This window comes from Variovorax paradoxus, from assembly GCA_016806145.1.
Classification (GTDB): Bacteria; Pseudomonadota; Gammaproteobacteria; order Burkholderiales; family Burkholderiaceae_C; genus Variovorax.
In genome coordinates, this window is record CP063166.1 from 591,866 (window position 1) to 610,381 (window position 18,516).

Here is an 18,516-nt window from a genome sequence, read left to right on the forward strand (position 1 = left end):
GACACGACCCACACCCGGCCCCCATGAACAACAGCCCCGAACCCACCGCCGACACCCACCGCGCCCAGCCCAAGGCGCGCTGGACCGAGCACCTGCACGGCCTCGGCCCCGTCATCGGCCTGGTGCTGCTGTGCATCGCCGGCACCCTGCTCAACGGCGACTTCGCCACCGTCGACAACGCGATGAACGTGCTCACGCGCACCGCCTTCATCGGCATCATCGCGGTCGGCATGTGCTTCGTGATCATCTCGGGCGGCATCGACCTGTCGGTGGGCTCGATGGCCGCGCTGATCGCGGGCAGCGTGATCATGTTCATCAACTGGGCCGGCCCCGCCACCGGCTCGCCGCTGATGGCGGTGATGCTCGGCGCCGTGCTCGCGGTGGTGCTGGGCGCGCTGTTCGGCCTCGCGCACGGCCTGCTCATCACCAAGGGCCGCATCGAGCCCTTCATCGTCACGCTGGGCACGCTGGGCATCTTCCGCGCCTACCTCACCTACTTCGCCGACGGCGGCGCGCTCACGCTCGACAACGACCTGTCGGACCTCTACGCGCCGGTCTACTACGCGAGCCTCGCGGGCATCCCGGTGCCGGTGTGGGTGTTCGTCATCGTCGCCATCGTCGGCGGCGTGATCCTCAATCGCACCGCCTACGGCCGCTACGTGCAGGCCATCGGCTCCAACGAGCAGGTGGCGCGCTACGCCGCAGTCGACGTCGACCGCGTGAAGATCCTGACCTACGTGCTGCTCGGCGTGTGCGTGGGCATCGCCACGCTGCTGTACGTACCGCGCCTGGGCTCGGCCTCGCCGACCACGGGCCTCTTGTGGGAGCTCGAGGCGATCGCCGCGGTGATCGTCGGCGGCACCGCGCTCAAGGGCGGCGCGGGCAGCATCACCGGCACCGTGGTGGGCGCGATCCTGCTCTCGGTCATCAGCAACATCCTGAACCTCACCAGCATCATCAGCGTGTACCTGAATGCCGCGGTGCAGGGCTTCGTGATCATCATCGTGGCCTTCCTCCAGCGAGGAAAGCGATGACGCCGTTGGGCGTGGCCACACCTGGTTCCTTCCCGTTGTTCCGTTCCATCCACCAAGAGGAGACATCAGCATGACCCGTTTCACCCGACGCATCGCGCTCACGGCCGTGGCCGCCGCGGCATTCGCCAGCCTGCCCGCGCTCGCCGCGGACAAGGTCAACCTCGGCGTTTCGATCCCCGCCGCCACCCACAGCTTCATGGGCGGCATCAACTACTGGGCCAACCAGGCGAAGAAGGATCTCGAGAAGGAACACAAGGACCTGAAGATCACGATCAAGACCGCCGCCAACGCGCCCGAGCAGGCCAACCAGCTGCAGGACCTGTCGACGGTCACCAAGATCAACGCGCTGGTCGTGTTCCCGTTCGAATCGGCCGCGCTGACCCAGCCGGTCGCGCAGGTCAAGGCCAAGGGTGCCTACGTCACCGTGGTCGACCGCGGCCTGACCGACACCAGCGCGCAGGACGCCTACGTGGCCGGCGACAACACCGCCTTCGGCCGCATCCCGGCCGAGTACATCGTCAAGCAGCTCGGTGGCAAGGGCAACGTGGTGGCATTGCGCGGCATCGCGACCACGCTCGACAACGAGCGCATGGACGCCTTCAACGCGGTGCTCAAGAACAGCCCCGACGTGAAGCTGCTCGACGCCAAGTACGCCAACTGGAACCGCGACGACGCCTTCAAGGTCACGCAGGACTACCTCACGCGCTTCAAGCAGATCGACGCCATCTGGGCCGCCGACGACGACATGGCCGTGGGCGTGCTCAAGGCGATCGAACAAGCCAAGCGCGACGACATCAAGATCGTGTTCGGCGGCGCCGGCGCCAAGGGCATGGTCAAGACCATCATGGACGCCAAGGACAAGCGCATCACGGCCGACGTGAGCTACTCGCCGAAGTTCATCTACGACGCCATCAAGCTCACGGCCGAGGCGCGCCTGAAGGGCGACAAGCTGCCCGCGACCACGATCATCCCGTCGGTGCTGATCACCAAGGACAACGCGAAGGACTTCTACCACCCGAACTCGCCGTTCTGAACGGGATCGGCCGGCCGGCCGATCGCTTCGCTCCCTCTCCCCGCGGGGAGGGGGAACCCCGTCTCTGGAACCTCAAGGAGTTGGATGACCGACACCCCCCATCGCAAGCTGCGCTACGCCATGGTCGGCGGCGGCCGCGATGCCTTCATCGGCGGCGTGCACCGCAAGGCCATCGCGCTCGACGCCCGGATCGAGCTCGTGGCCGGCGCGCTGTCCTCCGATCCCGCCAAGGCGCGCGCCTCGGGCGCCGACCTCGGCCTGACCGACGCGCGCAACCATGGCGACTGGCAGGCCCTGCTGGCCGATGAACTGAAGCGGCCCGCCGACGAGCGCATCGACTTCGTCTCGATCGTCACGCCCAACCACGTGCACTACCCGGTGGCGCGGGCCTTCGTCGAGGCCGGCTTCCACGTGGTGTGCGACAAGCCGCTGGTCCACACGCGCGAACAGGCCGATGCACTGGTCGCCAGCGTGGCGGCGCGGGGCACGGTCTTCGGCGTCACCTACAACTACACCGGCTACCCCATGGTGCGCCAGGCGCGCGCGATGATCCGCGCGGGCGAGCTCGGCACGCTGCGCAAGGTGGTCGTGGAATACAACCAGGGCTGGCTCGCGAGCCAGCTCGAGGGCACCGGCAACAAGCAGGCCGACTGGCGCACCGACCCCGCGCGCAGCGGCGCGGCCGGCGCCATCGGCGACATCGGCTCGCATGCCGAGAACCTCGTCGCCACGCTGACCGGCCTCGAGATCGAGAGCCTGTGCGCCGACCTCACGGCGCACGTCGCCGGCCGCCAGCTCGACGACGACGGCAGCCTGCTGCTGCGCTACCAGGGCGGCGCGCGCGGCGTGCTCATCGCCTCGCAGATCAGCACCGGCCTCGAGAACGACCTGCGCGTGCGCATCTCGGGCACCCTGGGCACGCTCGAGTGGCACCAGCAGCAGCCGAGCCGGCTGCTGCACCTGCCGCACGACGGGCCGCAGCGCGTGCTCACGCGCGGTGCTCCCTGGCTGCACGAATCGGCGCGCCGCGCGAGCCGCCTGCCCGCGGGCCATCCCGAGGGCTTCATCGAGGCCTTCGCCAACGTCTACGCGGGCGTCGCCGCCGACATCCGCGCGCGCCTCGAAGGCCGGCGCGCCGATCCGCTCGAGGCCGACTATCCGCGCGTGGAGGACGGCGCGCGCGGCGTGCGCTTCATCGAACGCACGGTGGCCTCGGCCCGAAGCGATTTAAAGTGGACGCCCTGGTGATGCCGCGGCCCCGCACCCGCGGGGCCCGCGCGCATCGCCTCCGGCGCCCATGACCTCCTTTCCCGACCCCACGCCCGTCGCCACGCCGACGCCCTGGGCCCGCGCCCTGGGCCGGCGCGCGCTCGCGCTGTGGCCGCTCAAGCTGATCGGCAACACCCTCGCCACCATCGGCTTCTTCCCGCTGTACTTCTGGGTCATGCGGCACTCGGGCGAGGCCTGGGTGCTGCCGCTCACGCCGATCGACCGGCTCGTCGCCTTCTGGCCCGCGCTGCTGCCGGTGTACCTGTCGCTGTGGCTCTACATCGCGCTGCCTGTGCTGTTCTCGCGCGACCGGCGCGAGCTGTTCGCGTTCTCGCTGGCCTGCGCGCTGATGACGAGCATCGCGCTCGTCGTGTTCTGGTTCATGCCCACGGCGATCCCCAACTTCACCATCGACACCAGCCCCGGCACCACGCTGCACTTCCTCAAGACCAAGGACTCGGCGGGCAATGCCTTTCCCTCGCTGCACGTGTCGTTCTCGGTGTTCGCCTGCGTGGTGCTCGCGCGCCAGCTGCGCGACGCGGGCGCGCCCGCCTGGCTGCGCGGCCTCAACATCGCGTGGGCCGCGGGCATCGTCTACTCGACCATGGCGGTGCGCCAGCACGTGCTGATCGACGTGGGTGGCGGCTTCGTGCTGGGCGTGGTGTTCGGGCTGGCCACGCGCGTGCGCGCGGCGGCGAGCGGTGCACGTGGCATCGCCGGGGCCGGCCGCGCGGCGTAGACCGATCGCGGTATTCCGCGCCGCGGGGGCGCCCTGTACAAACCGGGGCATCGTCGAGCCCTCGACACGCCGCGCCCGGAGCCGCCCCATGAAGACCCTGCCCCTCGTCCTGGCCTTCCTCGCCGCCTGCGCCGCGGTGCTGCCCTGCGCCGTGCTCGCCGGGCCGGCGGTGGCGATCGACTATCCGGCGCGCAAGCCCGGCCTGTGGGAGATGCGCAGCGACGACGGCAGCGGCGCGAAGGAGGGCAGCCACACCATGCAGCAGTGCATCGACGCGGCCACCGACAAGGCCCTGCGCGAGATGGGCCAGGGCATGGGCCGCAGCCTGTGCTCGAAGCAGGACCTGCGCGCCGAGGGCGGCAAGCTGGTGATCGACTCGGTCTGCAAGATCGGGAGCACCACCGCCACCTCGCGCGCCGTGATGAGCGGCGACTTCGGTTCCGCCTACCGCGTGGAGAGCAAATCGAGCTACAGCCCGCCGCTGATGGGCCGCAGCGAAGGCATGGCCGTCGTCGAGGCGAAATGGGTCGGCCCCTGCAAGGCCGGCCAGAAGCCCGGCGACATGGTGATGGCCAACGGCATGAAGATGAACGTGCTCGAGATGACGGCCGCGCGCCGCGGCAAGCAGCCCTGAGCACCGCGGACGGGCGCCGCGGGTAGGCGCCGGCCCACGGCGCCTCGCGACATCCGGGCGGGGGCGCCGCGGGCCGCGAGCGCCTACGATCGCATGCCATGCCCGCGCAGCCAGAAGATCTCGTCGTCGCGCGCCCCGAGGGCCTGTACTGCCCGCCGGGCGATTTCTACATCGACCCCTGGCGGCCGGTCGCGCGCGCCGTCATCACGCATGCGCATTCGGACCATGCGCGCACCGGCCACGGCCACTACCTCGCCCACACCGACAGCGCCGGCACCTTGCGCGCGCGCCTGGGCGCCGACATCGCGCTGCAGACGCTGCCCTACGGCGAGGCGATCGAGCACCACGGCGTGCGCGTGTCGCTGCATCCGGCCGGCCACGTGCTGGGCTCGGCGCAGGTGCGGCTCGAACACGGCGGCCGGGTGTGGGTGGCCTCGGGCGACTACAAGACCGCGCCCGACGGCACCTGCGCGCCCTTCGAGCCGGTGCCCTGCGACACCTTCATCACCGAGTCCACCTTCGGCCTGCCGATCTACCGCTGGCCCTCGCAGGCGCAGCTCATCGCGGAGATCGACGCCTGGTGGCGCGCCAACGCCGAGGCCGGCCGCGCCTCGGTGCTGTTCTGCTATGCCTTCGGCAAGGCGCAGCGCATCCTGCATGGGGTCGATGCCTCGATCGGGCCGATCGTCGTGCACGGCGCGGTCGAGCCGCTCAATGCCGTCTACCGTGCCGCGGGCGTGGCGCTGCCGGCCACCTTGCGCGTGACCGATCCCGGCGTCGACGCGGCACTGCTGAAGCGCGCGCTGGTGCTGGCGCCGCCCTCGGCGCAGGGCACGCCGTGGATGAAGCGCTTCGGCGCCTATGTCGATGCCTTCGCGAGCGGCTGGATGCAGCTGCGCGGCACGCGGCGCCGGCGCGGCGTCGACCGCGGCTTCGTGATGTCGGACCATGCGGACTGGCCCGGGCTGCAGCAGGCGATCGCGGGCACGGGCGCCGAGCGCGTGTTCGTCACCCATGGCAGCGTGCAGGTGATGGTGCGCTGGCTGTCGGAGAACGGGCTCGACGCGCAGGGCTTCAAGACCGAGTACGGCGACGAGGACGACCAGGAAGCGCCACCGCCCGCCGGGGAGGCGGCGCCGGCATGAAGGACTTCGCCGCGCTCTACCGCGAGCTCGATGCCAGCACCTCGAGCCTCGCGAAGCAGGCCGCGCTGCAGCGCTACCTGCGCGCGGCCGATCCGGCCGATGCCGCCTGGGCCGTCTACTTCCTCGCGGGCGGCAAGCCGCGCCAGTTGGTGCCGACCAAGCTGCTGCGCCTGCTCGCGCATGAGGCCGCGGGCCTGCCCGAGTGGCTGTTCGACGAGAGCTACGAGGCCGTCGGCGACCTCGCCGAAACGATCGCGCTGCTGCTGCCGGCGCCGAGCGAAACGCACGAGCTCGGGCTCGCGGCCTGGGTCGAGCAGCACCTCCTGCCGCTGCGCGAGGCCGCGAGGGCGGCGCCCGATGAACTGGCCGACCGGCTGCGCGCGCAGTGGCGCCGGCTCGCGGCCGAGGAGCGGCTGGTCTACTTCAAGCTCATCACCGGCGCCTTCCGCGTCGGCGTGTCGAAGCTGCAGGTCACGCAGGCGCTCGCGGCCGTGGGCGGCATCGATGCCAAGCGCGTCGCGCAGCGGCTCATGGGCTACACCCACATCGGCGCGCGGCCGCGGGCCGACGACTACGGCACGCTGATCGCGCCCGAATCGGACGCTGAGCAGGTGCAGAAGACCAGTGGGCAGCCCTATCCCTTCTTCCTCGCGCATCCGTTCAACCTGCCGCTCGAGCAGTTCGACGCGGCGCTCGGCCCGCCCTCGGACTGGATCGTCGAGTGGAAGTGGGACGGCATCCGCGCGCAGCTCGTGAAGCGCGCGGGCGTGGCGTGGCTGTGGTCGCGTGGCGAGGAACTGGTGACCGAGCGCTTCCCCGAACTCGCGGCGCTCGGCGAGGCGCTGCCCGACGGCACGGTGGTCGACGGCGAGATCGCCGTGTGGCGCGACGGCCGGGTGCAACCCTTCGCCGAGCTGCAGAAGCGCATCGGCCGCAAGACGCTGGGGCCGAAGCTGCTGCGCGAGATTCCGGTGGTGCTGCTGGCCTACGACCTGCTCGAGTGGGAGGGCCGCGACCTGCGCGCGCTGCCGCAGGCCGAGCGCCGCGCGCTGCTCGACGAGCTGGTCGCGCGCCTCGCGCATCCGCTGCTGCTGCCGAGCCCGATGCTCGAGGGCGCCGACTGGGCCGATCTGGCGCGCCAGCGCGAGGCGGCGCGCAGCATGGGCGTCGAAGGGATGATGCTCAAGCGCCGCAGCGCGCAGTACGGCGTGGGCCGCACCAAGGACGTGGGCGTGTGGTGGAAGTGGAAGATCGATCCGCTGAGCATCGACGCGGTGCTGGTCTATGCGCAGCGCGGCCATGGCCGCCGCGCCAGCCTGTACAGCGACTACACCTTCGCCGTGTGGGACGGCCCGCCCGAACAGGCCGAGCGCAAGCTCGTGCCCTTCGCCAAGGCCTACTCGGGCCTCACCGATGCCGAGATGGCGCGCGTCGACGCGGTCATCCGCAGGACCACCATCGAGAGCTTCGGGCCGGTGAAGAGCGTCAAGCCCACGCTGGTGTTCGAGCTGGGCTTCGAGGGCATCGCGCGCAGCGCGCGCCACAAGAGCGGCATCGCGGTGCGCTTTCCGCGCATGCTGCGCTGGCGCGAGGACAAGCCGGTGCAGGAAGCCGACACGCTGCAGACGCTGGCCGCGCTGCTGCCGTCATGAGCAAGGCGGTCAAGGCGGCGCTCGACGCCTGGTTCGACGCGCGCGGCTGGAAGCCCTTCAAGTTCCAGCGCGACGTATGGAAGGCCGTGGCGCAGGGCCGTTCGGGCCTGCTGCATGCGACCACCGGCGCGGGCAAGACCTATGCCGTGTGGCTCGGCGCGCTGCTGGCCCATGCGCAGGCCGCGCGGCCGCGCAAGGAGGGCGCGCGGCCGGCACCGCCGCCGCCGCTCACCGTGCTGTGGCTCACGCCGATGCGCGCGCTCGCGGCCGACACCCTGCGCGCGCTCCAGCAGCCGCTGGAGGCGCTCGGCGCCGGGGTGCAGCCCTGGAGCGCGGGCGCGCGCAGCGGCGACACCTCCTCGGCCGAGCGCAGCGCGCAGAACACGCGCCTGCCCACGGTGCTGGTCACCACGCCCGAGAGCCTGTCGCTGCTGCTCGCGCGCGCCGACGCCAGCGAGGTGCTGGGCCAGGTGAGGATGGTGGTGGTCGACGAGTGGCACGAGCTGCTCGGCAACAAGCGCGGCGTGCAGGTGCAGCTCGCGCTCGCGCGGCTGCGGCGCTGGAACGCGGGGCTCGCGGTCTGGGGCATGTCGGCCACGCTCGGCAACCTGCACGAGGCGATGCATGCCTTGCTGGGTCATGACGACGGCGTGCTGGTGCAGGGCCAGGTGCCGAAGAAGCTGGTCATCGATTCGCTGCTGCCGGGCCGCGCCGAGCGCTTTCCCTGGGGCGGCCACCTGGGCCTCACCATGCTGCCGCAGGTGCTCGAGGAGATCGCGGCCAGCAGCACCACGCTGGTCTTCACCAACACGCGCTCGCAGTCGGAGATCTGGTACCAGGCGATGCTCGAGGCGCGGCCCGAATGGGCCGGCACCATCGCGCTGCACCACGGCTCGCTCGACCGAGAGGTGCGCGAATGGGTCGAGCTGGGCCTGAAGAGCGGCGAGCTCAAGGCCGTGGTCTGCACCTCGAGCCTGGACCTCGGCGTCGACTTCCTGCCGGTGGAGCGCGTGCTGCAGATCGGCTCGCCCAAGGGCGTGGCGCGGCTGCTGCAGCGCGCGGGCCGCTCGGGCCATGCGCCGGGTCGGCCCTCGCGCATCACGCTCGTGCCCACGCACAGCATCGAGATGGTCGAGGGCGCGGCGGCGCGCGCCGCCATCGCCGAGGGCCACATCGAGGCGCGCCATACGCCCGACCAGCCGCTCGACGTGCTGGTGCAGCACCTCGTGACCGTGGCGCTCGGCGGCGGCTTCGTGCCCGACGATCTCTACGAGGAGGTGCGCGGCACGGCCGCCTACGCCGGGCTCACGCGCGAGCACTGGGCCTGGTGCCTGGACTTCGTCGTGCAGGGCGGCGCCTCGCTCGCGGCCTATCCCGACTACAAGCGCGTGGTGCCCGATGCCGACGGCGTATGGCGCGTGCCCGATGCGCGGCTCGCGCGGCGCCACCGCATGAACATCGGCACCATCGTGAGCGACGCGAGCATGTCGGTGCAGTACCTCGGCGGCGCGAGGATCGGCAGCGTGGAGGAGGGCTTCGTCGCGCGCATGAAGCCCGGCGACTGCTTCCTGTTCGGCGGCCGGCTGCTCGAGCTGGTGCGCATCCACGACATGACGGCCTGGGTGCGGCGCGCCAGCGGCCAGCGGCCCGCGGTGCCGCGCTGGAATGGCGGGCGCATGCCGCTGTCGAACACGCTGGCCGACGCGGTGGTGCAGCAGCTCGCGCTGGCCGACCAGGGCCGGTGGGAGTCGCCCGAGCTGCGCTGCGTGCGGCCGCTGCTCGAGCTGCAGCAGCAGTGGTCGGCGCTGCCCACGCCTGGCACGCTGCTGGCCGAGACGCTGAAGACGCGCGAGGGCTGGCACCTGTTCCTCTATCCGTTCGCGGGCCGCCACGTGCACCTGGGGCTCGCGAGCCTGCTGGCCTGGCGCGTGGCGCAGCACGAGGCGCGCACCTTCTCGATCGCGGTCAACGACTACGGCTTCGAGCTGCTGAGCGCGAGCGAGGTCGACTGGCCCGCGCGGCTGCCCGAGGTGCTCGGCATGCCGGCGGGCGACGCGGCACAGGCGCACGAGGCGCTGCTGCACGAGGTGCTGGCCTCGCTCAACGCGGGCGAGCTCGCGCAGCGGCGCTTTCGCGAGATCGCGCGCGTGTCGGGGCTGATCTTCCAGGGCTATCCGGGCGAGAAGCGCAGCAGCCGCCAGCTGCAGGCCTCGTCCTCGCTGTTCTGGGAGGTGTTCCGCAAGTACGACCCCGACAACGCGCTGCTCGCGCAGGCCGAGCGCGAACTGCTGTCGCAGGAGCTCGAGATCGGCCGCCTTGCCGCCAGCCTCGCGCGCATGGGCACGCAGCAGCTGGTGCTGCGCGCGCTCGAACGGCCGACGCCGTTCTCGTTTCCGCTGATGGTCGAGCTGTTCCGCGAGAAGCTGTCGAACGAGAACGTGGCCGACCGCATCGCGCGCATGGTCGAGCAGCTCGAGAAAGCGGCCGGCGGGGCCGTGACCGCGGGCGGTGCCGAGCGGGTGCGCGGCTCGCTGGCCTTCGGGCAGGAGGGCGCCGCCCGGCCGCCGGCGCCGCGGCGCGAACGCCGGCGGCGGCCTTAGCGCTTCAGCCCGCGCCGTGGGCCCTGGCCCAGCGCACGATGTCGGCCGCGCCCATCGCGCCGGCCTGGCGCGCGACCTCGCGACCGCCCTTGAACAGCGCCAGGGTCGGAATGCTGCGGATGTTGAAGCGCGCGGCCAGCGCGGGCACGGCCTCGGTGTCGACCTTGGCGACGCGCACGCGCGGTTCGAGCTGCGCCGCGGCCTGCTCGTAGGCCGGCGCCATCTGGCGGCAGGGGCCGCACCACGGGGCCCAGAAGTCGACCAGCACCGGGATCTCGTTGCGCGCGATGTGGCGGTCGAAGCTCGCCACGTCGGGCAGCGCGGCCGAGTGGGCGCCGAACAGCGGCTGGTGGCAGCTGCCGCAGTCGGGCGCGCTGGCCAGTTGGGCCTCGCGCACCCGGTTGGTGGTGTGGCAGTGCGGGCAGACGATGTGCAGCGTGGGCGATTCGGTCATCCGGCAAAGCTAGGGGCGGCGCGGGTGAATTGCAAGTCGGACGCGGCCGCACGGCGCTTTTGCGACACTGGTCGGCGATGCGTTCCCTTTCCTCCTTTTCATCCTCTTCCGCCTCGACGCCGCTGCCGCTCCAATGGGCGGGCGAAGCGGTGCAGTTGCTGCCCGAGCGCGCGCTCTGGTGGCCGGCCGGGCAGGCGCTGTTCGTCGCCGACCTGCACCTGGGCAAGGCCGCCACCTTCCGCGCGCTGGGCCTGCCGGTGCCGGGCGGCACCACGCTCGAGAACCTCGCGCGGCTCGATCTGCTGATCGCGCGCCATGCGCCGGAGCGCCTGGTGTTCCTCGGCGACTTCCTGCATGCGGCGCCCGCGCGCGCCGTGCTGCCCGTGGTGCGGGAATGGCGCGAGCAGCATGCGGCGCTCGCGATGACGCTGGTGCGCGGCAACCACGACAGCCGCGCGGGCGATCCGCCGCCCGCGCTCGGCATCGAGGTGGTCGACGAGCCCTGGCTGCTCGGCCCCTTCGCCTGCTGCCACCATCCGCAGTCGCATCCCACGCACTTCGTGCTCGCGGGCCACCTGCACCCGGCGCGCCGGCTGCACGGGCCGGGGCGCGACAGCGTGCGGCTGCCGTGCTTCGTGCACGAGGAAGGGCAAGGGCAAGCACAAGGGCAAGGTCAGGCCGTGCTGCCCGCCTTCGGCGAGTTCACGGGCGGCTGGACGATGGAGTCGGCGCCGGGGCGGCGCTTCTATGCGGTGGGTGGATCGGCCGTGTGGGCGCTGCCCGCGGCCGAGTGAGCAAGAGGCTCAGAGCACCACGGGTTCGTCGGGCAGCTCGTTGCGGTCGGGCTCGTCGTCGCGCAGCGGGAAGTGCTCGACCAGCAGCGCCGACATCTCCTCGAGCGCCTGCGTGAGCCCGTCCTCGAAGCGGCCTTCGCGAAAGGCCGCGCCCATGCGCTGCGCCATCGCGCGCCAGTCGTCGTCGCTCACCCGTGCATCGATGCCGCGGTCGGCCACGATCTCGATCGCGTGCTCGGCCAGCAGCAGGTAGATCAGCACGCCGTTGTTGTGCTCGGTGTCCCACACGCGCAGCTTGCCGAACAGCGTGACCGCGCGCTGCCGCGCCGGTGCCTCGCGGCGCAGGTAGGACATCGGCAGGCCGGCCTCGATGCAGATGCGGATCTCGCCGCTGTGGCGCCGCTCGCTCGCGCCCACGCGCGCGGCCAGCCGCGCGAGCGCGTCGGCCGGCAGCACGCGGCGCACCGCGGCCTCGTCGATCCAGCGATGGCGCCACATGCGGCCGAGTTTGGAGAAGAGGGTTGCCATGCTCACCAGTCTCCCGAGGCGCCGCCGCCGCCGAAATTGCCGCCACCGCCCGAGCTGAAGCCGCCGCCGCCCCCACTGCGGCCACCGCCGCCGCCCCAGCCGCCACCCCCGCCGCCACTCCAGCCACCGCCGCCGCCCCCGCTGCTCCAGCCGCCACCGCCGAAGCGCGCGAGGCCCGAGGCCAGCGAGACCACGAGCGCGACCATGCCCGCGAGCACCGCGATCACGAGGCTGGTGGTGAGGAAGAACGCGACCACGCCGATGCCGCCGCCCATGACCACCGAGCCCAGGGTCTTGCCGAGGATCGCGCGCACGATCGGCGCGCCGATGAAGACGCCGACGAACAGGAAGATCGCGAGGTTCTCCCAGTCGAAGCCCTGGCTGCCGCCATTGCCGCCGTCGCGCGCGGGCTCGGGCAGCGGCTCGCCGTCGACCAGGCCGATCAGCCGGTCGACCGCGGCGTTGATGCCGCCCGCGAAGTCGCCGTTGCGAAAGCGCGGCTTCATCTCCTCGTCGACGATGCGCGCCGCCGCGAGGTCGGGCACCGCGCCCTCGAGCGCCTTGGCGGGGGCGATGCGCATCCGGCGGTCGTCCTTGGCGACGATCACGAGCAGGCCGTCGCCCACGTCCTTGCGGCCGATCTTCCAGGCATCGCCCACGCGCTGGGTGTAGCTCTCGATGTCCTCGGGCTGCGTGGTCGGCACCATCAGCACCGCGATCTGCGAACCCTTGCGCTGCTCGAAGGCCGCGAGCTTGGTCTCGAGGCCGGCGCGCTGCGCGGCGTCGAGCGTGCCGGTCTGGTCGATCACGCGCGCCGTGAGCGCGGGCACCGGCAGCGGCGCCTGCGCGAAGGCCGGCAGCGCAGCCCAGCCGAGCGCCACGGCGAGCAGCGCGGCCAGCAGGCGGCGGATCAGGGCTGCGGCCATCGGCGCAGCTTTGCCTTACTTCTTCGGCGCGCCGAAGTCGACCGTCGGCGGCACCGAGATCTGGGCTTCGTTCTGCACCGAGAAGTTGGGCTTGGGCGCGTAGCCGAAGACCTTGGCCGTGAGGTTGGTCGGGAAGCTGCGCGCGAGCACGTTGTACTCCTGCACGCTCTCAATGTAGCGGTTGCGCGCCACGGTGATGCGGTTCTCGGTGCCCTCGAGCGTCACGCGCAGGTCGCGGAACGCCTGGTTGGCCTTGAGGTCGGGGTAGCGCTCCGACACCACCATCAGCCGCGACAGCGCCGAGGACAGCTCGCCCTGCGCCTGCTGGAACTTGTTGAAGGCCTCGGGGTTGTTGAGCGTCTCGGGCGTGACCTGGATCGAGGTCGCCTTGGCGCGCGCCTCGATCACCTTGGTCAGCGTGTCCTGCTCGAAGGCGGCTTCGCCCTTCACGGTGGCGACGATGTTGGGCACCAGGTCGGCGCGCCGCTGGTACTGGTTGAGCACCTCGCTCCAGGCCGACTTGCTGGCCTCGTCGAGCGACTGGAACTGGTTGTAGCCGCATCCGCTGAGGGACAGGACCGCCGCGAGGATCAGGAGCCAGCGCTTCATCATCATTTGCATTACCTCCACAGAATGGGGCCGAAGTTAGCATAGGTGCTCCTATGTCCCTCGATCCGCTCCAAGCCCTGCGCGGCGCGAACCACCCGGCGGTGCCCATCCCCGACGCCTCCGCCGCCTTCGGCACGCTGCTCATTGCCGGCGCCACCGGCGCGCTGGGGCAGGAGCTGCTGCACCGCCTCGCGGGCAGCCACCGCCATGCGCATGTGCGCGTGCTCGTGAGCGAGCCCATGCACGACGGGCTGCCCGGCGTCGAGTCCTGCCTGTGCCCGCCGCTGCCCATCGAGCAGTGGCCGCCGACCTCGGCCCGGGCCGCGATCGTGGCCTTCGACGCGCCGCGCCTGTACCACGGCCGCGAGCGCGCGCTGTGGCTGCCCGACCCCGCGCAGCTGCCGGCGCTCGCGCGCTGGCTGCGCGCCTGCGGCGTGCAGACCCTCGTCATCGTGCAGCCGCACGACCAGGGCCGGCTGCCCGAGGCGCTCAAGCGCGGCCTCGCGAACCTCGACGAGCAGGCCGTGGTGGCCTGCGGCTTCGAGCGCCTGCTGATCCTGCGGTCGGCGCGCAAGCCGGCCGCGGCGCAGCGCGCGAGCCGTCCCGAGCGGCTGGCGGCCTGGATGCTCGGAACGCTGAGCTACATGGTGCCCAGCAGCGAGCAGCCGGTGCGGCCGTCGAAGCTGGCCGAGCTGGTCGACCTCGCGCTGCGCATCGCGCCGGCGGGCGTGCACATCGCGGCGCCCGAGGTGGTGTGGCGCGCGGCGCAACCCGGGGCGATGCAGGCGGTGGCGCGCGAGTGGCTCGGCGCGCCGGCCGAGGCTGCCTAGCCGCTCAGCCGCGCCACTGACGCAGCAGCTCCCGCGACTCCATCACCAGCCCGAGGTGCAGCGAGACCATCGCGAGCGCCGCGCTCTCGAGCCGCGTGTCGGTGCCGCGCACCAGGTCGCGCAGCACGATCACGCGGTAGTTGTGGTTGTTGGCGTCGAAGGCCGTGTTGAGCACGCAGCAGTCGGTGAAGCCGCCGTCGAGCACGACGGTCTCGATGCGCTGGTTGCGCAGCAGGAAGTCGAGGTCGGTGGGATAGAAGGCCGAGAGGCGCCGCTTGCTGTCCACGCGCAGGTCGCCGGGTTCCACGCGCGTGACCCACTCGGTCCACTTCGAGCCCTCGAGGGCATGCGCGTCGGCATTCGGGATCTCGCCCACGTGCAGCGGGAAGGTGCGCCGCCAGGCGGCCGGAATGCCGCGCAGGTCGTCGCTGCCGTCGGGCCGCAGCACCGACTTCACGTGCACGATGCGCACGCCGAGCGCGCGCGCTTCGTCGTGGAAGCCGTCGATCGGCGCCACCACCTCGCGCGCGCGCGGCGCCGGGCACGGGCAGGCGGGATCGTCGTCGAGGTGGCCGCGGTGCATGTCGATCGAGACCACCGCGGTGGTCCTCGGATCGAGGTAGTCGGCGAAGTTCGCCGCGTCGAGCTCGCGCGGCTCGTCGTAGACCCAGGCCTTCAGCGTCATCTTCTTTCCTCCCGCACATAGGCCTGGCCGAGGGCGCCGGGCTCCTCGTCGGCGCCGCGCCGCGACAGCGCCACCCAGACCATCACGCCGAGCGTCACCGCGTAGGGCGTCATCATCACGAAGTACTGCGGCAGCCGAACGCCGGCCGCGGCCAGCTGCGGGATCAGCGCCTCGATGCAGCCGAACAGCAGCGCGCCCACCAGCGCCTTCCACGGCGACCAGCGCGCGAAGATCACCAGGCCCACCGCGATCCAGCCGCGCCCGCCGGTCATGCCCGCGATCCACAGCTTGGTGCTGACCACCGAGATGTAGGCGCCCGCCAGGCCCACCAGCGCCGAGCCCGCGAGCACCGCCGCGAAGCGCCAGGCCGGCACGCGGATGCCGGCCGCGTCGGCCGCCTGCGGGTTCTCGCCCACGGCACGCAGCCGCAGGCCGGTGGCGGTGCGCGCGAAGAACCAGGCCACCGCGCCGAACAGCGGCAGCGTGAGCCACACCATCGCGTTCTGCTCGAACAGCCGGCCCACGCCCGGCAGCAGCGACAGCGGCCACAGCCCCATCGCGCCGATGCCCTCGGTGGCATGGTTGGTCCAGCCGGCCAGGCTGCCGACCAGCGCCGTGAGCCCCTGGCAGAAGAACACCAGCGCCAACCCCGCGATCACCTGGTTCACGCGCAGCCAGATCACCATGACCGCGAACAGCACCGACACCGTGGCCGCCGCCAGCATCGCGAGCGCCAGCGACACCGCGGGCTGGCCGATCGCGATCTGCGCACCGATGCCGGCCAGCGCGCCCACCAGCATCAGCCCCTCGGCGCCGAGCGAGAGCACGCCCGCGCGCTCGCTGAGGATCAGGCCGAGGGCGGCCAGCGCATAGGGCACCGCGAAGTCGGGCGTGCTCGCGAGCCAGTTGAGGATCACGCCGCCGTTCATGGCGCGGCCTCCGTGCCGACGCGGCGCAGCCGGTGGCGGATGAAGAAGTCGCTCGAGGCGACGCACACCACGATGATGGCCTGGATCAGCTGCACCATCGAGAACGGCACCTGGTAGAACACCTGCAGGCTGCGCCCGGTGACGAACAGCGCCGCCACCAGCAGCGCCACCACCGTGGCCGCGAGCGGGTTGTTGCGCGCGAGGAAGGCGATCAGGATGCCCGAGAAGCCGTAGCCCTGGTAGAAGGCCTGCGTGAGCCGGCCCTCCTGGCCCGCGGCGACCGCGAAGCCCGCGAGCCCGGCCATCGCGCCCGACAGCAGCACCGCGCCGTAGATCGTGCGCCGCACCGGCACGCCGTTGGCATGCGCCACGCGCGGGTTGGCATCGACGAAGCGCAGGTACAGGCCCGCGCGGCTCACGCCCACCAGCCACCAGGCCAGCAGCGCGACGATGCCCGCGAGCAGGATCGCGCTGCCGATGCCGGCCCCGAGCTCAGGCAGCCGCTCGAAGACGCGGAACTGCGGCGAGTAGGGGAAGCTGTCCTTCGGATCCTTCCAGGCACCGTAGACCAGGTGCAGCAGGAAGTTGGCCGCCATGTAGTTGAGCATCAGGGTCGAGATGATCTCGTTCACGCCCAGCCTGAGCTTGAGCCAGGCGGGCCCGAGCACCCACAGCAGGCCGCAGCCGATGGCGGCCGCGAACATCAGCGGCAGGCGCAGCGGCTCGGGGCCGAGCTGCCAGATCGAGACGGCGGTCGCGCCGATGGCGCCCCAGATCATCTGGCCCTCGAGCCCGAGGTTCCAGAAGCGCGCGCGAAAGGCCAGCGAGCCCGCGAGGCCGACCAGGATCATCGGCGCGGCCTGGAACAGCACGGCGCGGAAGTTCTGGCCGTCGAGGAAGGTCTGGGTCACGAACTCGTTGGCGAGCTCGTCGGCCGGCACGCCCGCGGCCACGAGGATCGCGGCCGAGATCGCGAAGCCCGCGGCCAGCGCGGCCGCGAGGATCAGCGCCTGCCAGCGCCAGGCCATGTGCTGGCGGATCTCGAGCGCGTAGCGGCGGCGTGCCAGCGGCTGCACGCGATGCGGTGCCGCGCCGCGCGCGGTGTCGGGGGCGAGCGCGGCCTCAGCCATGGTCCACCATCGCCTGCCCGATGGCCTGGCGGTCGGCCGGCTGCGCGAACTCGCCCGCGATGCGGCCGCGCGTCATCACGCCCACGCGGTCGGCCAGCTGCAGTACCTCGTCGAGGTCCTCGCTGATCAGCAGCACCGCGGCGCCGCCATCGCGCGCCGCGCGCAGCCGCGCATGCACCTCGGCGCTGGCGCGCACGTCGAGCCCGCGGCTCGGGCTGTGCGCGAGCACCAGCGTGGGCGACTTGCCGAACTCGCGCGCCAGCACCAGCTTCTGCGCATTGCCGCCCGACAGCAGCGCGGCCTTCTGCGCCACCGAGCGCACGCCCTGCACGTCGAAGGCGCGCACCGCCTCCTGCGTGTCGGCCTGGATGCGGCCGCGCCGCAGCCGCCACACCGGGCCGTAGCGGCCCGTGTGCACGCGGCCGATGGCGTAGTTCTCGGCCACCGACAGGCCGCCCGCGAGCGCGAGCCCGTAGCGGTCGGCCGGGATCGCCGCGATGCCGAGCGCGCGCCGCGCCGAAGCGGCCATCGTCTTCAGGTCGCCCTGGCCCTCGAGCCGGATCTCGCCCTCGACGGCTTCGCCCGGCAGGCCGAGGATCGCGCCGGCCAGCTCGCCCTGGCCGTTGCCGCCGACGCCGGCCAGGCCGTAGATCTCGCCCGCATGCAGTTCGAGGTCGACGCCGTCGAGCACGCGGCGTCCTTCGGGCGAGGCGGTGGTGCGCAGGCCGCGCACCGACAGGCGCACCGCGCCGCGTGCCGAGGGCGCGGGCCGGAAGGCCGAGGCCGCGACCGCCTCGCCCACCGTGAGCTTCACGAGCTCGGCGGCCGATGCATCCTGCGGGCGCAGCGTGGCCACGGTACGGCCGCCGCGCATGACGGTCACGCGGTCGGCATAGGTCTTCACGTCGGCCATCTTGTGCGTGACCAGCACCACCGCGGCGCCGCCGCGCGCGAGCCCCTGCACGGTCTGCAGCAGCCGCGCGGCCTCCTGGTCGGTCAGCACGGCGGTGGGCTCGTCGAGGATCAGGATGCGCGCGCCCGCGAGCAGCACCTTGAGGATCTCCACGCGCTGCTGCTCGGCGATCGAGAGCGTGTCGACGCGGCGCATCGGATCGATGTCGAAGCCCAGCGCCGAGGCCTTGTTGCGGATGTCGCGCGCGATGTCGCGCAGCCGCTCGCCATGGCTTCGGAACTCGGCCGAAGGCGGGGCGGTCAGCAGGATGTTCTGCGCCACGGTGAAGGGCCGCACCAGCTTGAAATGCTGGTGGACCATGCCGATGCGCTGGCGTGCCGCATCGCGCGGGCCGGCGAAGCGCACCGCGTTGTCGTCGACCAGCAGCTGGCCCGCCTCGGGCGCATAGAGGCCGGCCGCGATGTTCATCAGCGAGGACTTGCCCGCGCCGTTCTCGCCGAGCAGCGCATGCACCTCGCCCCAGCGCGCGGCGAAGTGCGCGTCGGTCAGTGCCGCGAAGCCGTCGAAGGATTTGCGGATGCCGGTGAGTTCGAGCGCGTTGGGCATGGGAGC

Annotated in this window: 18 protein-coding genes; 10 read left to right on the forward strand and 8 right to left on the reverse strand. The window is 72.2% G+C overall.

The genetic code is table 11. The features are described from left to right. Positions 1–23 precede the first annotated feature (23 nt). The 8 genes from INQ48_02855 (at position 24) to INQ48_02890 (ending at position 10,106) form a co-directional block, all read left to right on the forward strand. Positions 24–1,034: an ABC transporter permease gene (locus tag INQ48_02855; protein QRF58228.1), complete on the forward strand. Its 1,011-nt coding sequence runs from the start codon at positions 24–26 to the stop codon at positions 1,032–1,034. 70 nt (positions 1,035–1,104) lie between these two features. Next, positions 1,105–2,067, forward strand: coding sequence for a substrate-binding domain-containing protein (locus tag INQ48_02860; GenBank protein QRF58229.1), 963 nt, complete (start codon positions 1,105–1,107; stop codon positions 2,065–2,067). An 84-nt stretch (positions 2,068–2,151) separates the two neighbouring features. Continuing rightward, a complete protein-coding gene (locus INQ48_02865) occupies positions 2,152–3,315 on the forward strand; it encodes a Gfo/Idh/MocA family oxidoreductase (protein ID QRF58230.1) in 1,164 nt (387 codons plus the stop codon). A gap of 49 nt (positions 3,316–3,364) precedes the next feature. After that, positions 3,365–4,075, forward strand: coding sequence for a phosphatase PAP2 family protein (locus tag INQ48_02870; protein ID QRF58231.1), 711 nt, complete (start codon positions 3,365–3,367; stop codon positions 4,073–4,075). Between the two features lie 88 nt (positions 4,076–4,163). Continuing rightward, positions 4,164–4,709: a DUF3617 family protein gene (locus tag INQ48_02875; GenBank protein ID QRF58232.1), complete on the forward strand. Its 546-nt coding sequence runs from the start codon at positions 4,164–4,166 to the stop codon at positions 4,707–4,709. A gap of 98 nt (positions 4,710–4,807) precedes the next feature. Continuing rightward, the gene (locus INQ48_02880) at positions 4,808–5,854 is read left to right on the forward strand and encodes a ligase-associated DNA damage response exonuclease (GenBank protein ID QRF58233.1); all 1,047 of its coding nucleotides are present in this window, start codon (positions 4,808–4,810) and stop codon (positions 5,852–5,854) included. Beyond that, on the forward strand, positions 5,851–7,506 hold the full coding sequence (locus tag INQ48_02885; GenBank protein ID QRF58234.1) for an ATP-dependent DNA ligase: 1,656 nt from the start codon (positions 5,851–5,853) through the stop codon (positions 7,504–7,506). The genes INQ48_02880 and INQ48_02885 overlap by 4 nt, the downstream gene beginning before the upstream one ends. Further along, positions 7,503–10,106 (forward strand): ligase-associated DNA damage response DEXH box helicase, encoded by a 2,604-nt coding sequence (locus INQ48_02890; GenBank protein ID QRF58235.1) that lies wholly within the window; start codon positions 7,503–7,505, stop codon positions 10,104–10,106. The genes INQ48_02885 and INQ48_02890 overlap by 4 nt, the downstream gene beginning before the upstream one ends. Before the next feature lie 4 nt (positions 10,107–10,110). Here the strand turns inward: INQ48_02890 and trxC are convergent, their stop codons facing one another. Further along, positions 10,111–10,560, reverse strand: coding sequence for a thioredoxin TrxC (trxC, locus tag INQ48_02895; GenBank protein QRF58236.1), 450 nt, complete (start codon positions 10,558–10,560; stop codon positions 10,111–10,113). Between the two features lie 77 nt (positions 10,561–10,637). Between trxC and pdeM the strand changes: the two genes are divergently transcribed. Further along, positions 10,638–11,354: a ligase-associated DNA damage response endonuclease PdeM gene (gene pdeM / locus INQ48_02900; GenBank protein QRF58237.1), complete on the forward strand. Its 717-nt coding sequence runs from the start codon at positions 10,638–10,640 to the stop codon at positions 11,352–11,354. A 9-nt stretch (positions 11,355–11,363) separates the two neighbouring features. Here pdeM and INQ48_02905 read toward each other — a convergent pair whose 3' ends face one another. The 3 genes from INQ48_02905 to INQ48_02915 are packed head-to-tail and all read right to left on the reverse strand — an operon-like array spanning position 11,364 to position 13,417. Then, on the reverse strand, positions 11,364–11,882 hold the full coding sequence (locus INQ48_02905) for a TPM domain-containing protein (protein QRF58238.1): 519 nt from the start codon (positions 11,880–11,882) through the stop codon (positions 11,364–11,366). Positions 11,883–11,884: 2 nt separating this feature from the next. Then, positions 11,885–12,808, reverse strand: coding sequence for a TPM domain-containing protein (locus INQ48_02910; protein ID QRF58239.1), 924 nt, complete (start codon positions 12,806–12,808; stop codon positions 11,885–11,887). Between the two features lie 15 nt (positions 12,809–12,823). Beyond that, on the reverse strand, positions 12,824–13,417 hold the full coding sequence (locus INQ48_02915) for a LemA family protein (GenBank protein ID QRF58240.1): 594 nt from the start codon (positions 13,415–13,417) through the stop codon (positions 12,824–12,826). A gap of 53 nt (positions 13,418–13,470) precedes the next feature. Between INQ48_02915 and INQ48_02920 the strand changes: the two genes are divergently transcribed. Further along, positions 13,471–14,247, forward strand: coding sequence for a hypothetical protein (locus INQ48_02920; GenBank protein QRF58241.1), 777 nt, complete (start codon positions 13,471–13,473; stop codon positions 14,245–14,247). A gap of 4 nt (positions 14,248–14,251) precedes the next feature. On the opposite strand, the gene INQ48_02925 is transcribed toward INQ48_02920, so the two are convergent. From INQ48_02925 to INQ48_02940, 4 genes are read right to left on the reverse strand one after another with little or no spacing between them, the layout of a single operon-like run. Beyond that, a complete protein-coding gene (locus INQ48_02925) occupies positions 14,252–14,926 on the reverse strand; it encodes a cysteine hydrolase (GenBank protein QRF60582.1) in 675 nt (224 codons plus the stop codon). A gap of 2 nt (positions 14,927–14,928) precedes the next feature. Then, entirely contained in the window at positions 14,929–15,861 is a 933-nt protein-coding gene (locus INQ48_02930) for an ABC transporter permease (protein QRF58242.1), read from the reverse strand. After that, positions 15,858–16,991 (reverse strand): ABC transporter permease, encoded by a 1,134-nt coding sequence (locus INQ48_02935; protein ID QRF58243.1) that lies wholly within the window; start codon positions 16,989–16,991, stop codon positions 15,858–15,860. The genes INQ48_02930 and INQ48_02935 overlap by 4 nt, the downstream gene beginning before the upstream one ends. After that, the gene (locus INQ48_02940; protein ID QRF58244.1) at positions 16,984–18,510 is read right to left on the reverse strand and encodes an ABC transporter ATP-binding protein; all 1,527 of its coding nucleotides are present in this window, start codon (positions 18,508–18,510) and stop codon (positions 16,984–16,986) included. Before INQ48_02940 ends, INQ48_02935 begins: the two co-directional genes overlap by 8 nt. Positions 18,511–18,516: the final 6 nt, after the last annotated feature.